Genomic DNA, 15,730 nt, shown 5'->3' on the forward strand with positions numbered 1-15,730 from the left:
CAGCGATTTTTCATGATAAGTTTTTCGGATCTGTTAACAATAATGTTTACAGGAGGTGATAAACATGGCTAACAACAACAGCAACAATTCAAACCAGTTGGTTGTCCCTGGCGCTGAGCAAGCTCTTAACCAAATGAAAACTGAGATTGCATCAGAATTTGGTGTTAACCTGGGTGCTGACACAACTTCCCGTGCTAACGGTTCTGTCGGTGGTGAAATCACAAAGCGTCTGGTTCAATCAGCTCAATCTCAATTCAGCGGACAATAATAATATTGAAATGGCTTAAGGTAAGGGGTTGTCCCCTTATAAATGAGGGAAGTCCTTTTATAGGCTTCCCTCAAAATTATACAATCGTTTATTGGTATTTTTTACAACTAACGGAAAGATATACATTGAATACGTTGTTAACGTATGCGTGCTTCAGATTCTGCATCAAAGAAAAGGACTTTGTTCATATCAAAGGCAAGGTCTATTTTTTCGCCGCCGGTAATATCCGAACGGGAATCGACCCGAGCGATGAAGTCCTGTCCAGCTAATTTCGAATAAAGATAAGATTCTGCACCCATCAGCTCAGCGACATCAATCGTTACAGTGATCCTTGTCTCAGGTGTCGCTTCAATGAACGCGGGCTCATCATGAATGTCTTCCGGTCGGATTCCTAAAATAATTTCTTTATCGACGTAGCCCTTTTCGCGCAATGTTTTCATTTTGCCTTCAGGTATTTTTATAGTGGCGTCTTCATTTGCAAAATGGCCATCTTTCAGTGTGCCTGTCAAAAAGTTCATGGATGGTGACCCAATGAATCCGCCAACGAAAATGTTCTCAGGCTGGTCATACACTTCTTTCGGAGCACCTACCTGCTGAATGACGCCATCTTTCATAACTACAAGACGTGTCGCCATTGTCATCGCTTCTGTCTGATCGTGTGTTACATAAATTGTTGTTGTCTGCAGCCGCTGATGCAATTTTTGAATTTCAGCACGCATTTGAACACGTAATTTTGCATCAAGGTTAGATAATGGTTCGTCCATCAAGAACACTTTCGCATCACGGACAATTGCGCGCCCTAAAGCAACACGCTGTCGCTGCCCGCCGGATAAAGCTTTCGGCTTACGGTCCAGATAGTTTTCGAGTCCTAAGATATTGGCTGCGTTTTTAACGCGCCGGTCAATTTCATCTTTTTTAAATTTGCGCAGCTTCAGCCCAAATGCCATGTTATCGTAAACATTCATGTGGGGGTACAGGGCATAGTTCTGGAAAACCATTGCAATATCTCGATCTTTTGGAGCAATATCATTCATACGTTTATCGTCAATGTATAAATCTCCGCCTGTAATTTCCTCAAGGCCCGCGATCATTCGTAGTGTGGTTGATTTTCCGCACCCGGACGGTCCGACGAAGACAATAAATTCTTTGTCCTTAATGTCTAGATTGAAGTCATCGACAGCAAGAACATTTTTGTCATAGGTCTTATGAATTTGTTCCATTCGCATTTCAGCCATTTAATTTTGTCCTCCTCATATGTAAGCGGTTTATATGTTTATTCTAGCTAACTGGGGGGACCTCGTAAATGGCAAAAGTGAACAAAGAGATGAGGCTTGTTTGTGCATGTTGTCAATAAAGTTTCACTGTAATGATAATAGAGCAATATAAACTGAGACTGCCTGGCGGAAATCGCGAACATCGACGCCTGTTTTATCCTTGAATTTTTCAAGGCGGTATTGCAGGCTGTTGCGATGTAAATATAACTCTTTGGCTGTGACAGAAACATTTAAATTACAGGTAATAAAAGTTTCAATCGTTGTTAGAAGGTCATCATCACCTGCAGCGTCGGCCAGCACAGCATGAACATAATCAGCATGAATGTCGTCGCTGGACTGGTCTATAAGGATATAGGGAATAGCTTCAATATAAGTTATAACTGCCTTCTCAGAATATTTTCGTGCAATGTGAGTCCCTGTCAGCAGCATCTGATAGCCTTTTGCTGCTTCCCCCAGTGAATGCATAAAAGGTCCGACGAAAAAATGGATGTTCACGGACAGATCACTCATGAAAATATCAATAATGACTTCATATGAAATGAATTCATCCTCGTTTTCCTCAATAATGACTCCTTCGTGATCATTTTCCCATAGTACAGGCACTAGCTTTCCGAAGAATTCGTTCAGGGCTTCCTTAAATGACGAAGGATCCATTTGTTCACGCTTAAAGGAGAAATGGATGAAGCGATATGTTAGTGAAGTGGCATGTGACGTATTGTCACAATGAATGCAGTTATACCAGGATTCTTCTTCAAGTGTCATTGCTGGAACTGATAGGGTGTGAGGAATCAGGACACTTCCCAATAATTGGCTTTCTTTTGCCGTCAGTTCTTGCTCAGCGATGCCAATCAGGTTATTCTCTGCCGTCCAGAACCATTGATATTTCTCTTTCTCATCTTCTGCTGCATCCTGGTATAAGATAAGTGACGAAAAAATTTTGCGCAATTGTTCAATCATCATAACACCACTTTTCCCAGTCCTTTATTACATTATAGCAGTATATATGAATACTAAAAATGAATTTTGTTTTTTTTGGGCCATTTATGAAATGGTATACAGTGATTCTAACGTTTGTTATAGTATGTTTAGACAAAAATGAAGGAGGATCTATCGTGCCTAACATTTATGATAGTGCATATGATTTAGAAAAAGCAATTCGCAACAGCGATGAATTCACAAGGTTAAAGGATGCCTACGATGCTGTCATGGCTGATGAATCTGCTAAAAAGATGTTTGACAACTTTCGAAATACACAAATGGAACTTCAGGAAAAACAAATGCAGGGACAGGAGATTTCTGAAGAAGAAGTTGAAGAGGCCCGCAAGGTTGTTGAACTGGTGCAGCAGCATGAGGATATCTCCAAATTAATGGAAGAAGAGCAACGCTTAAATGTTGTTATCAATGATGTCAGCCGTATCATCACTAAACCGCTTGAGGAACTATACGGTAACCCTGAAGAAGAATCAAATGAATAAACAAAACATTCCCGCAGTGGTTATTGCTGCGGGATTTATTATGAGAGGCTACTCCAGCAAAAAGCAGGATTTTTGAACACCGTCACGAATAGATATTGTAATACGGCATAATAAACAGAGGTCAATAAGATGTGTAAGGATCAGCAGGAAGGTTTGCAAGCTTTTCAAGAAAACCGTAAAACTGTTTATTCAGGAGAGTGAGTATCCGGATAACATGAATCTTATAACAGCAAGAAGGCGGCATAAGGATTCATCCATTATGCCATCTTCAGCTGTTTAGATTCGATAGTATTTGCGAAAGGTAAGTACTAGCGATGAAATAAGACCAGTTTTGCTTCCGGTGATACGCAGCGGTGAGTATATTCGCCGTACCCCTCTTCGTCAAGGCGCTTGCTGCCGATATCCTTCGCTTCATCGTTGTTCGATGCCTCAAACGTCTCGTTAAGCAATCTTTCCCCGGATTTGTCAAAAACGGTTAAAAAATAAGTTCTCATATGCATCCTCCTAAAAAGTCCTGCTTATTTAAACGTACCACAAAGTGGATGAAGAGAGAAGATTTTATATTTGGAAACAGAAGTCCCCCTCTTGATCCGAACGTGCATTCGCTTGCTGGGTTTGCTACAATAGTGGCAGGAAGGAGGATGACCCGCACCCATGTCAGATATCTCGTTTATCCACGCAGCGGATTTGCATTTGGATAGTCCTTTTAAAGGGCTGTCACATCTCCCTGAGGCGATTTTCCAAAAAGTGAAAGATTCAACGTTTGAGGCACTGGACTTACTTGTTAAGAGAGCAATTGATAAACAAGTTGATTTCCTGCTGCTTGTCGGTGATCTGTTTGATAATGAAAAACAGAGTCTTAAAGCACAAGTCAGGCTGCGTAATGCATTTGAGGAACTGAAACGTCATGACATCAGTGTCTATTTATCGTACGGCAACCATGATTTCACTCGCGGCAACAGTCATCCGGTTACATATCCCGATAACGTATTTATTTTCCCGGATGAGCGTGTGACACATTTTATTTATCAAAAAAATGGGGTTGGAAAAACTGCCATTTATGGATTCAGCTATGAAAATCGTTCTGTAACTGAAAAAAAAGCTGACGAATACGAAATTATTTCTGGGGATATTCCGTATCACATTGCAATGCTTCATGGGAGTTTGTACAGCAACACAGAACATGATGTCTACGCACCATTCCGTTTATCGGATTTAACCGATAAGAGCTTTGACTATTGGGCGCTTGGCCATATCCATCAACGTGAAGTCATCAAAAAAGACCCGCCTGTCGTCTATCCAGGAAATATCCAGGGCAGGACCAGCAAAGAAGTAGGAAAAAAAGGCTGTTATCACGTTGAGTTATCTCATCATGGTGTATCAATGACGTTCCTGCCGCTGCAGTCACTTGAATTCAACAAAAGAACTGTTGATATATCAGAATGTGATGAACTGCACCAGCTGGAATCAGTTGTTTTGCGGACTGTGACCGATAACGGAGTCAACGCTGGACCGGAATTATTGCAGCTGATAATTTCGGGGGTGCCATCAAAACTTGAAGAATGGGAATCATCGCTGGATGAGGTTATCCAGCTAGTCAATGAAACGGTGATGCATCACAGAGACTGGAAATATATTTATCGTTATTCAATTGAACAGGCATTGACCGAAAACTATGAGGGATTGGCCGAGGGAGAGCACTTTGTCGGTGAGCTGCTGCGCCATGCTGACAGCGTCTCTATTCAGCCTTACCTGACCGAGCTGTATCAGCATAAGCGGGCAAAAAAATACCTCGAAACAATATCACTTGAGGAAGAAAATCAAATGAAACAAAAAGCAAAAAGACTCCTGGTTCACGAACTATTAAACGGTGGGGGCGAATGACATGCAAATTAGGAAGGCAACAATTCACGGTTTTGGGAAATGGATTGACACCACAATAGATTTCTCGGGCGGCAACTTCCTTTGTATGTACGGCGAAAATGAATCAGGGAAATCGACCATCCAGCAATTCATTACCTTTATGCTGTTTGGTCTGCCTCCGAAAAAACGCAGCTATTATCGCCCGAAGACAAGTGGAAAAATGGGCGGCAGGCTAACAATGCACGATCATGACATTGGCGAGTTTGTCATCGAACGGTTTGATGAGGTCGAAAATGGTTCTGCCATATGTTTTACAATTGATGGTAAATCATATGATGAGGCATGGTTGCGGGAGCGATTGAAAGGTATTACCAAAGCGACTTACCAGTCAATATTTTCTTTCTCCGCTACCGATCTTTTGGATATAAGGAAAATGAGGGAAGGTGAACTCGATGACGTATTGCTGGGTATTGGTTTAACCGGCTCCAGTAATATTCATACGATTGAAAAAAACCTTGATGCCAAAACCGGAGAATTGTTTAAACCTAGCGGAAAAAAACCGCAAATGAATCAGCAGTTGGCTTCACTAGACCAATTATTCGCTTCATTAAATGAATACCGCAAAACAGAAAGAACGTATAAGGATAAAAAGAACGAGGCATTTGCTTTGTCAGATGAGATCAGACAATTGCAGGCGGAATTGGAAAATAAGAAAGAAGCTGCTTATCGTATTGGAAAAAAACAGCAGGCAATGCCAATTATTAAAGCGTATAAACATGAATATGCACAATGGTCTGCTTATCCCGAACATATTCCTTTTCCGGAAAACGGCATTGAACGGATCGAGAAACTGAACGAGCAGGTGCTTCCAATAAAAAGTGAATTGGCGGTTTTGCAGGATAATGCACAAACATATCAAAAAAAACGCGATGCCATACGGAAAGAGCTGCATCAGGCGTCTGTTTACGAAAAGGCCAGCGACATTATCAACCAGAAACAACCTTATTTGGGAAACCAACAGGAATTGAAAAATCTTCAGGATTCAATCGAAAAGCTGAAGCTCCAAATCAATACGGAATTGAAACAGCTTAACAGTAGTCTCCAAAGTGAAGACTTGAAAACAATTGAATTGTCCTTTCATGTTGAAAAGACATGGCAGCAGATGAAACATAATGAAGAACAGCTGACAGTAACCCAGAACCACTTGGAAGAAGAACAGCAGCAGCTTGCCAAAAAACGGGACTATTTAAAAGGGCAGCAGAACGAATTGTCTAGGTCCTTACTAGAAGAATCAGAGGAAAGCTGGCTGAGAGAGCAAATCAGCAATTATCGCTATCAGGAATATGAGGACCAGGATACTAATCAACTGAGTGGGAAATGGAAGAAGGTTAAAAAAGAGACAAGTGGCCGTAATAAATTTTGGCTGTTTGGCAGTGCTACCGCATCATTGTTCCTGGTTGTAATTGCTATCGCACTGGGGAATGAATTATTCTATGGTTTAGCTGGGTTGACTCTGGCAGTGGGGATAGCGCAATGGCTGACCGGTAAGCGGTATGTGCAAAACATTGATGCTTTGATGTCATCGCGGCCGCCCGCCGCCTCGACTAAGGTCAACATAAATGAGAAGCTGGAAGCAGATCGGAAAATCGGCGAGAATGAAGACAGGAAGCGCGAATTGTCCTCGATTAATGATCAGCTGCGTACCAATGATATAGAGCTCTTAAAGTGCAAGGAAAAACAGCACAGTCTCCAAGTAAGGCGCGATCGGCTGAATGAACAAATCAGTCATCAATATGAGCAATACCCTTTTTTGAGGCAAGTTGATATCGCATATTGGCCGGATTTCTTCCATTCACTGAAATATATCCTGAATCTGGCTCATAATAAGGCTGAACAGGAAAAACAAATTGAGATGCTGATGGGAGAGAGCAGACAATTTGAAGAAACACTCAACAGGTTTTTCCGTGATATGAAGTGGGAATGGCCCAACAAATCGATTGAAGACAAGCTGTCAATCATCGATAAATTGCTTGACGATTATCGTAATGGAATGGCTATGATAGCCCAATATGATAACTGGAATGATGATAACGCCAGCCGTCAGCGACATATGAAACAGAAAATGGCACCTTACGAACAGGAAAAAGCCGGTCTGCTTAGAGTTGCCGGAACTGAGACAGAAGAAGGCTTTTTAAAGCAGGGTAAGCGGTTTGAGGAAAAAGAAAAACATACAGAAAAACTGAGTGAACGGCGGGAGCAGCTTTCACAATTATTGCAGAAAGAAGAATGTGATATGATGCTGTCCGGGGAACTGATCGATGAGGACAAATTAGATGCTGAACATGAGCTAACAGCCGCAGATATCAGCCATTTGGAGAAGGAAATTGAACGGAACCGGCAGCAACGGGCTGATATTGAAGCTGACTTGTCACAGATGGAATCCTCGGAATCTTATTCGGAGACATTACATCGGTTTACTATTGAACAGGAACAGTTGAAGAAACTGGCTGAAGAATGGGCTGTTTATAAATCAGCAAAGGAAATGCTGGCTGAAGCAAAACGTAACTACCGTGATAAATATTTAAGTGATGTCATTGAAAAGGCAGCACGCTATTTTCATGTATTGACAGGGGACGTATACACAGATATTTATCCCCCCGAAAACAGCCTGCCATTTAGAGTCCAGGGCGTTGACGGCATCCATTACAGGGTGGATGAGTTATCACAAGGGACTGTTGATCAGTTATATGTGTCGCTAAGGATGGGGATCAGTGAAGTGATGAGTAAAAAACACCGGCTTCCATTTATTATTGATGATGCGTTTGTCCACTTTGATCCCAAACGGACTAAACGAATCCTTAGCCTGTTATCTGATATATCGTTTAGTCAACAGATTATTCTATTCACATGTAAGCAGGAAATCCGGAAAGCATCAGCGAATGTAACCTTAATCGATCCGGAAAAATCTGTTAGCATTCTATAGACTTTAATGGTAAACTGTTTTCAGATAACTTGTCAGTCAAAACCTCTTATAAATAGCTTTTGGAGGGATTTCGTTGTCTAATGATCAGAATCATTCATTTGAAGAAGAAAAATATGAAGAAACGATTGAACAGTTTATCCAGGTCATCGCCAAAAATATGAGTTTATATGGAATAACGTCATCAATAGGACGTCTTTATGGAGTCCTGTATTTTTCAGATACCCCGATGACATTGGATGATATGCGTGATGCACTGGAAATGAGCAAAACCAGCATGTCGACAGGCGTTCGTGCGCTGTCGGATATGAAAATGGTCGAATCAACTTTCAAGCGGGGGATCCGAAAAGATTTATATAAATCAGAGGAGGACTGGTACAAATCGTTCACCTCATTATTTGCCAATCGCTGGAAGCATCATACCGAAACCAATATTGAAGAGGCTGATGAGGCCATTTTTGAACTAAGAAAAATCAAAGAGAATACAACAGATCAACAGCTTAAGAACAAGATTGACCGTGATATTGAAAGGCTTAGGTACGCCCAGGATTATTACAACTGGCTGATGCAATTCATTTATGTTGTTGAATCCGGTAAGATATTTGACTACATACCAAAGAAAACGCAAGGGGAAGAAGACAAGTAAATTAAGCATGAACCGGTCTATCTTTTTATGAAGGGGGAGGCACGATTGAAAAAAGGGATAGGACATTACAGTATCGGTGACCCATTTGATAGCTTTATTCTGATCAAATCCGCATCACGGGGAGTCGCCAGTAACGGCAAGCCGTTTTTAACATTAATACTGCGTGATGCAACAGGTGAAATCGAAGCAAAGCTGTGGGATATAACGAAAGAAGATGAAGAGGTGTTTGTACCTGAACAGATTGTCAAGCTCTCCGGTGAAGTCAATCAATTCAGGGGAAAGCCGCAATTAAAAATCTTTACCATCCGGCCATCACAGATGACAGACGGTGTCCAGGCTTCCGACTTTGTGGAGAAAGCTCCTGTTGAGAAAGATGTTTTAATGGAAAAATTGACAGAAGCCATTTTTGAGATGCAAAACCCGTCATTGCAGCGGATTGTAAGAGCTCTGATCAAAAAGTATCAGGAAGCGCTGCTCACGTATCCTGCAGCAACGAAAAATCATCATGAATATGTGTCAGGATTAGCACATCATATTGTAAGTATGCTTGCACTCGCGAAGGAGCTACATGTATTATATCCCGAAACGAATAAGGATTTATTGTACGCAGGTATTATACTGCACGATTTAGGCAAAGTGAAAGAACTGTCAGGTGTGGTAACTACTTCGTATACCCTTGAAGGGAGGCTTATCGGGCATATCCCAATGATGGTGGAGGAAATCGGAAATACTGCCAATGAACTGCAAATTGAAGGGGAGGAAGTATTGATTCTACAGCATTTGATACTTTCTCACCATGGAAAGGCAGAATGGGGGAGTCCTAAGGTACCATTGATCAGGGAAGCGGAACTGCTGCATTTAATTGATCTGGTTGATGCCCGGATGAATACATTGAACCGTGCTCTAAATAAAGTTAAACCAGGCGAGTTCACTGAACGATTATTTGCGTTGGATAACCGCTCATTTTACAAACCGTTGTTTGAAGAAAATTAAAGAATCTACTCTTTGAAACGGTTATGTTTTACTCTCTTTTGTCATATACATGCAATAGATTCATGGACAAGGGGGGCATAGCATGATACTTGGAGTGCCTTGGTGGGTATTTATGATGATTCTTTTCATCTTTGTGAGCGGCTTCATGGCATTTCGAGCCATGAGGGCAGAGCAGAGGCTTGAGCAGCAATATATTGAACAGGAAGGCAGGATTTATATCGACCGGATTGAAGAAGAGCGCAGGCAGAAACAGGAACGAAGACAGCTGTCGCGGTAAAGCGAAATCGGGCATGAATAAATCTTGCGCAATCAAAAAACTGCGGATTCACATTTTATGTGAGTCCGCAGTTTTTTGTATATCAGCCCTGGCCCTCTTCGGAATTATTGTTACTTTCACCGGAGTCTTGACCATCGCTGGAGCCTTCCCCATTACCAGAGTCTTGATTACTATTGGAGCCTTGATTATTACCGGAGTTCTGACTGCCTTGACCGGAGCCCTGTCCTGGTTGTTGTTGTTCGAATATGTTCTCAAGACCATCTGCTTTAACATTAACATCGGAATCCTGAATCAATTTATTAATTTTTTGCTGCAGTGATTGAACATCGATGTTCTGATTTATAATGTTCCGGCGAATCGTTTCCTTATTTTCCTCGAATGATCCGATATCTTCTTGTGTTTCACGCTTGTCCGTTACTTTAATAATATGGAAGCCATGCTGTGACTCAACCGGATCACTGACTGATCCTTTTTCCATACTGTATGCCTTATCTTCAAATGCCGGCACCATATCACCGGCAGAGAAATAGCCCAGGTCCCCGCCGTTTTGGGCAGATTTTTTATCCTTGGAATTTTCCTTTGCCAGCTTAGCAAAGTCCCCGCCATTTTCCAGTTGGTTTTTAATGTCTTGAGCTTTTTCTTTCTCATCTACCAAAATGTGGCTCGCCTGAATCTCTGTTTGCATACGCTCATATCGCTGTTGCAAGTCTTCCTCTGTAATATCCATATCCTCGGCTGCTGCTTCCAACTGCAGCAGGCTGAGCCGGATCGTTTCGCGATAAGCTTCCTCGTCCGGGAATCCTTGCTGTTGCAGGAACATCTCAAATTGATCGCCTAATTGGTCCTTTGTTTTTTGTACTTCTTTATCGACTTGTTCCTCGGAAACATCATAGTTGTTGCTCAGCACTTTTTCGGTGACCAACTGACGAAGAACTGGTTTGCCGGATTGTGTTTTCATTTCCTGGTAAAATTCTTCTTTTGTAACATCTCCGGCACTTGTTTCAGCTACAACTTCCGAGTCACTGCCGGAATTGCAGGCGGTTAATGTTAAAATGCTGGCTGTAAGGCCTGCAGCAATTATAGATTTCTTCATTTGTGCACACTCCTAGTTTAAATGTCAGTTTTCATTAACTATTTTATAAATATAACACATATTTATCCAAAAAAAATAGGTCATCTTTCTTATACTGTTGCATTTAATACTTTCACATAGGAGGATATGAGTAACACCAGAATCATGATATTGATAACACGAAACATAGAAGATTGCTTTCTCTCTTTCATTTCCATCTTTGTGCAAAATTGTTGTGTGAGCGAATTGAATATAAAAAGCACAAAAATGGCATATATCGGAAAAATTAAATTCATTGAAAAACCCCCTTAAAACAAGTGAAATTTCCCATACTTAATACTGTACCAAAAGATCTTTATCCTGAACAGAGTAAAATTAAATTTCCATAACAAAACGAAACCGGCTAAACAGCCGATTTCGTTTCATTCTTTACAAGAATTGTAATTTCGTTAGTTCTGTTTTCGATAAATGATTGTTTTGGAGCCTTTGCTATATAGGAAATATACAGAAAGTCAGTATACGTCATGGCAATATGAACAGCCGTAAAGATCAGGAAGTACACATAGAATTCACTGAACAGATAGGCTGCTGTCATGCCGGGTAATGTAATCAGTAAAGTTGGCGCTCCCGCAGCAAGTAATGAAGCTTTTTTTGTCAACTGTTTTTTTGTATAATAATTGATAATGGGAAAGAAAATGGTGTTTCGCTTATAAATCAATCTTGCCCGTTTATTCATCATGATTAATGGTAGAATATGCATGAATGTGTGTATGACCGGAAGACAGCATACCATGATAATTAATGGAAAAATTCCGGATTCATTCATGCTGATTGTTCCGTGTTTAATGGAAAATGGTACATATAAAAGGATAAAAGCCAGCAGGCCGATCAAAAATGACTGCAGATACAACCTGTTTATTCCATACTCTTTATTGAAATTAATGATTTTCCAGCAACTCATTTTTGATCCCTCCTGTGATTTGGTTACCTTTAATCCGAATTTCCTTTAAGCATCATAGTACGTTCGATTATAAAAATCAATAGGTTTTTAACAAAAAACATTAGCTTTTTTAAAAAGGATTCGAGTGGTGACATATCGGGAATTGAGTCCATTTGATACACTGGTCCGGGGGGGCTTTCTGTTGGCGAATACTGAGCAGAATGAAACAATTAACTTTTATCTTCAATTGTTATCAAGAACAATTGATACGAATAACTATCCATTTACCAGGATGGTTATTGCAAATAATGTTACAAAGGGTGAATATGCAGTTCTTTTAGAATTACTGGAACGCCTACATCATCAGTACGTCACACAAAAAGAGGAAGGATTTTTGGATTTTTCCTCACTGCTAATACAGTTTGCGGGTATGCTTAATGAAAAATTGGAGCCGAATAAAACTATTTATGCATTAAGAAAAGAAGGATATTATCCTTCTTTAATGGAAGAGTTTATCGGCATACTGGAGGATGGTGCTGTATAAGAAAAGAATGGGATAAAAGTATCGAAGGCAAAGGAAAATCCGAACGGTGATTCAAATTTCTTTAGATAGATTTCGAATCAGTTCGGATTTTTCATTTTATTGTAAAGTAGGTTTCACGTAAACCAGCGAAGGAAAAATGCGGAGACTCCTGGGGGAGCATAGGCTTAGATGAGACTCCGGAGTGCTGAAGGCACGAGGAGGCTCATCAGCCGCCCCCGGAAAGCGCAGTATTTTTCCGAAGCGATAGTTATAACAGATACAAACATTGACTAGAATCCCCCGTAAATTGTTCGTCTTTAGTGTTGAGCATTTTAGTTTTGTCCAAGCCTCCTAAGCTTTATTGTCTTAGTTATGCTGAAGCTTTCGAAATGATGATTCAATTTGTTCATGGAAATCAATGATTTTATTTAAATTATCCACTATCTCTCTGGACTGTTCAGTGTCATAATCTTCAAGATTCTGCTGTATGTCTCTAAGAGCATTTTTTTGATGGCTCGAAGCGTCAAGCCATTTGTTTACATAATTGCTCATAAACCGCTTGAATAGCTGATTGTTTGCTTCATATAAATCTTTCCTTACGCCTTTTTTCCATACAAGTGTAACAAGTTTGGCATCTGACAGACTGCGGATACTTGTGCTCATCGATGTTTTGCTTTTCCCCAGTGCTTCCCCCATCTCATCAAGCGTTTTTGGCTGATCCTGCAAATATAAATAAACGAATAATCGTGCTTCCAATGGGCTTGCGCCAAACATTTCAATTGTTTTAGCAAACTCTAAAATAACATCATATGTAGCATGTTCTAAAGTTGATTTTCGCATAATACCCTCCTAAATGACCGGCTATATAAAGGTTACACCAAAACGATAAGGAATCAAAATATGGAATTGATTAGTAAATCAAAGAAAAAAGGAGTAAAAAAAAGAATAGTATAGCAAAACTTTGTACAGTTTAAACTGTACGAAAAATATGTCCAAAATCACTAGTATTTAATGTTTGAAATTTAAGTATGGTAGTTATATAGTATTAAGAGTGAACGATGCGGGGTTAGATAAATTTAAGGTAAAACCAAACTGAACTGTTTGGGTATTGTTTTATGAATTTAATCTGATGAAAAAGTTGCAGGACTTTTATCCTCGTTATTTGATATTGATAGACAAAGGAGGAAAAAGCAAACTTGGGCAGGCAGCTCCGGAGTGCCCTGTCATAGTTTCATATTAAAAATGCTGACAAATTTTTCGAACGTTAGAATCAAATCATGGAGAGAATTTAGCAAGGAAACCAAATTACCGGAATTAAGTGAGGTGAGAACATGAGTAAAATCAAGGTAGACCGATTAACAAAAATTTTCGGGAGGCGTCCGAAACAAGCTATTAAATACCTTGAAGAAAATAAATCAAAAGATGAAATACTGGAACTGACCGGAATGACAGTAGGTGTTAATCAGGCTTCATTCGATGTTGAAGATGGTGAAGTCTTTGTCATTATGGGACTTTCCGGCAGTGGTAAATCTACACTTGTACGGATGCTCAATCGCCTGATCGAACCAACCTCAGGTTCTGTTTGGCTTGACGATGATAACATAACAGAAATGAATAAAGAACAGCTTCGTAATGTTCGCAGAAAAAAAATGAGCATGGTATTTCAAAACTTTGCATTGCTGCCGCATAAGTCAATCCTGAAAAATGCCGAGTACGGTCTGGAAATTCAAGGTATTGATAGTGAAGAAAGGGAGAAAAAAGCCAGTGAAGCTCTGGAATTAGTAGGTCTTGGCGGCTATTTGGAAAAACGGCCGAGTGAGCTTTCCGGGGGTATGCAGCAGCGTGTCGGATTGGCACGGGCACTTGCCAATGATCCGGAGATCCTTCTGATGGACGAGGCATTCAGTGCATTGGACCCACTAATCCGTAAAGATATGCAGGACGAATTAATGGATTTGCAGCAGCGGGTGCACAAAACAATCATCTTTATTACACACGATTTGGATGAGGCCCTGAGAATCGGTGACAGAATTGCTCTGATGAAAGATGGAAGCATCGTTCAAATCGGCACAGCTGAAGAGATTTTAATGGATCCTGCCAACGATTATGTTGAACGCTTCGTTGAAGATGTTGACCTTGCAAAAGTTCTTACAGCTGCTCACGTCATGAAGCGGGCTGAAACTGTCGCAGTCGATCGGGGTCCTAAAGTTGCCCTGCAGTTAATGAAGAATGACGGGGTTTCAACTATATATGTGGTAGATAAAAAGCAAAAGCTGCTTGGGTATGTCACCGCAGATCAGGCTGCAACAGCTGCAAAAGAGGGTAAAGGCCTGGAAGAGATTCTTACATCTGATATTCCAACCGCTCATCCGGAGACACTGCTGTCGGATTTATTTGAGCCAATGTCCGATGACAAGGCACCACTTTCCGTTGTTGATGATTCGGGCAAGCTGGTCGGTATTGTTGTCAGAGGCGCCATTATCGGTGCACTTGCTGGTAATGATGAAGTGATGAATGGAAATGGGGGTGACGTAACAGATGGATAATTCAGGAACGCTTTTCCCTAAACTTCCATTAGCACAATGGATTGAGTCATTTGTTGATTTTTTGACAGCTTCTTTTTCGGTTGTTTTTGACACGGTTACAACTGTCTTGGAATTTATTACTGAGAATTTTGTACTGTTATTGGAATTTGTTCCGCCATTGTTACTGATTGTATTAGTTGCACTTATAGCGTGGTGGATCGTGAACTGGAAACTCGGTCTGTTTGCGCTTATTGGTCTTGGACTTATCAACAACCTTGGCTATTGGCCGGAAACGCTTGAAACAGTAGCATTGGTAATAGTCTCGGTTGTGATATCAATGCTAATCGGAATTCCTATTGGTATCTGGATGTCACAAAAAGATACTGTACAGGCTATTGTGACCCCCATACTGGACTTTATGCAGACGATGCCGGCTTTTGTTTACCTGATTCCGGCTGTTGTCTTTTTCAGTTTAGGTATGGTGCCAGGTGTTGTCGCAACCATTATTTTCTCGATGCCCCCGACTGTCAGGCTGACAAACCTGGGTATCCGCCAGGTGGACGAGGAGTTGATTGAGGCGTCCAGTGCATTTGGTTCATCGACAGGCCAAAGACTCACAAAAGTTCAGATACCACTGGGTATGCCATCAATCATGGCAGGTGTCAACCAGACCATTATGCTTTCTTTGTCAATGGTTGTTATCGCCTCAATGGTTGGGGCACCTGGTCTTGGCACAGTCGTTTATAGGGCTGTTACGCAGGTTGCGATTGGACCAGGGTTTGAAGGTGGTCTGTCCCTTGTAATAATTGCGATGCTGCTTGACCGTATTACACAAGGGGCAAATAAAGATTAAGCATGTTACCGGGTTATCTGCATCATTCATGGTGCGGAGAC

At 40.9% G+C, this 15,730-nt stretch carries 16 protein-coding genes; 10 read left to right on the forward strand and 6 right to left on the reverse strand.

Going from position 1 to position 15,730, the window contains the following annotated elements:
- The first annotated feature begins 64 nt into the window (after positions 1-64).
- A complete protein-coding gene (locus tag ON01_RS04715; RefSeq protein WP_010529852.1) occupies positions 65-268 on the forward strand; it encodes an alpha/beta-type small acid-soluble spore protein in 204 nt (67 codons plus the stop codon).
- 137 nt (positions 269-405) lie between these two features.
- On the opposite strand, the gene ON01_RS04720 is transcribed toward ON01_RS04715, so the two are convergent.
- Together ON01_RS04720 and ON01_RS04725 are read right to left on the reverse strand one after the other, a co-directional pair.
- Complete coding sequence (locus tag ON01_RS04720; protein WP_010529853.1) at positions 406-1,503, reverse strand: ABC transporter ATP-binding protein; 1,098 nt, start codon at positions 1,501-1,503, stop codon at positions 406-408.
- Positions 1,504-1,626: 123 nt separating this feature from the next.
- On the reverse strand, positions 1,627-2,499 hold the full coding sequence (locus tag ON01_RS04725) for a PucR family transcriptional regulator (RefSeq protein WP_029328986.1): 873 nt from the start codon (positions 2,497-2,499) through the stop codon (positions 1,627-1,629).
- Positions 2,500-2,654: 155 nt separating this feature from the next.
- Here ON01_RS04725 and ON01_RS04730 point away from each other — a divergent pair, with 155 nt between their 5' ends.
- Complete coding sequence (locus ON01_RS04730) at positions 2,655-3,017, forward strand: YlbF/YmcA family competence regulator (RefSeq protein ID WP_010529855.1); 363 nt, start codon at positions 2,655-2,657, stop codon at positions 3,015-3,017.
- 308 nt (positions 3,018-3,325) lie between these two features.
- On the opposite strand, the gene ON01_RS04735 is transcribed toward ON01_RS04730, so the two are convergent.
- Positions 3,326-3,511, reverse strand: coding sequence for a YhzD family protein (locus tag ON01_RS04735; protein ID WP_010529857.1), 186 nt, complete (start codon positions 3,509-3,511; stop codon positions 3,326-3,328).
- Positions 3,512-3,671: 160 nt separating this feature from the next.
- On the opposite strand from ON01_RS04735, the gene ON01_RS04740 reads away from it, so the two are divergent.
- The 5 genes from ON01_RS04740 to ON01_RS04760 all read left to right on the forward strand — a co-directional run bounded on the left by ON01_RS04740 (position 3,672) and on the right by ON01_RS04760 (position 9,776).
- Complete coding sequence (locus tag ON01_RS04740) at positions 3,672-4,901, forward strand: metallophosphoesterase family protein (protein ID WP_010529858.1); 1,230 nt, start codon at positions 3,672-3,674, stop codon at positions 4,899-4,901.
- Between the two features lies 1 nt (position 4,902).
- A complete protein-coding gene (locus tag ON01_RS04745; protein WP_010529859.1) occupies positions 4,903-7,863 on the forward strand; it encodes an ATP-binding protein in 2,961 nt (986 codons plus the stop codon).
- A 73-nt stretch (positions 7,864-7,936) separates the two neighbouring features.
- Positions 7,937-8,506, forward strand: coding sequence for a transcriptional regulator (locus tag ON01_RS04750; protein ID WP_010529860.1), 570 nt, complete (start codon positions 7,937-7,939; stop codon positions 8,504-8,506).
- A 45-nt stretch (positions 8,507-8,551) separates the two neighbouring features.
- Positions 8,552-9,499 (forward strand): 3'-5' exoribonuclease YhaM, encoded by a 948-nt coding sequence (yhaM, locus tag ON01_RS04755; protein WP_010529861.1) that lies wholly within the window; start codon positions 8,552-8,554, stop codon positions 9,497-9,499.
- 82 nt (positions 9,500-9,581) lie between these two features.
- A complete protein-coding gene (locus ON01_RS04760; RefSeq protein WP_010529862.1) occupies positions 9,582-9,776 on the forward strand; it encodes a sporulation YhaL family protein in 195 nt (64 codons plus the stop codon).
- A gap of 82 nt (positions 9,777-9,858) precedes the next feature.
- On the opposite strand, the gene ON01_RS04765 is transcribed toward ON01_RS04760, so the two are convergent.
- On the reverse strand, positions 9,859-10,869 hold the full coding sequence (locus ON01_RS04765) for a peptidylprolyl isomerase (RefSeq protein WP_010529863.1): 1,011 nt from the start codon (positions 10,867-10,869) through the stop codon (positions 9,859-9,861).
- A gap of 382 nt (positions 10,870-11,251) precedes the next feature.
- Positions 11,252-11,809: a DUF3267 domain-containing protein gene (locus tag ON01_RS04775; protein ID WP_010529865.1), complete on the reverse strand. Its 558-nt coding sequence runs from the start codon at positions 11,807-11,809 to the stop codon at positions 11,252-11,254.
- Between the two features lie 181 nt (positions 11,810-11,990).
- Here ON01_RS04775 and ON01_RS04780 point away from each other — a divergent pair, with 181 nt between their 5' ends.
- Positions 11,991-12,332 carry a DUF1878 family protein gene (locus tag ON01_RS04780; RefSeq protein WP_040912289.1) on the forward strand — a complete coding sequence of 114 codons (342 nt, stop codon included), beginning with the start codon at positions 11,991-11,993 and terminating at the stop codon, positions 12,330-12,332.
- 345 nt (positions 12,333-12,677) lie between these two features.
- On the opposite strand, the gene ON01_RS04785 is transcribed toward ON01_RS04780, so the two are convergent.
- On the reverse strand, positions 12,678-13,151 hold the full coding sequence (locus ON01_RS04785; protein ID WP_010529867.1) for a GbsR/MarR family transcriptional regulator: 474 nt from the start codon (positions 13,149-13,151) through the stop codon (positions 12,678-12,680).
- A 491-nt stretch (positions 13,152-13,642) separates the two neighbouring features.
- Here ON01_RS04785 and ON01_RS04790 point away from each other — a divergent pair, with 491 nt between their 5' ends.
- Together ON01_RS04790 and ON01_RS04795 are read left to right on the forward strand one after the other, a co-directional pair.
- Positions 13,643-14,857 (forward strand): quaternary amine ABC transporter ATP-binding protein, encoded by a 1,215-nt coding sequence (locus ON01_RS04790; protein ID WP_010529868.1) that lies wholly within the window; start codon positions 13,643-13,645, stop codon positions 14,855-14,857.
- Entirely contained in the window at positions 14,850-15,689 is an 840-nt protein-coding gene (locus ON01_RS04795; RefSeq protein ID WP_010529869.1) for an ABC transporter permease, read from the forward strand. Before ON01_RS04790 ends, ON01_RS04795 begins: the two co-directional genes overlap by 8 nt.
- Positions 15,690-15,730 lie beyond the last annotated feature (41 nt).

The sequence above is a fragment of the Lentibacillus jeotgali genome, from assembly GCF_000224785.1.
In the GTDB taxonomy this organism is placed as follows: Bacteria; Bacillota; Bacilli; order Bacillales; family Amphibacillaceae; genus Lentibacillus; species Lentibacillus jeotgali.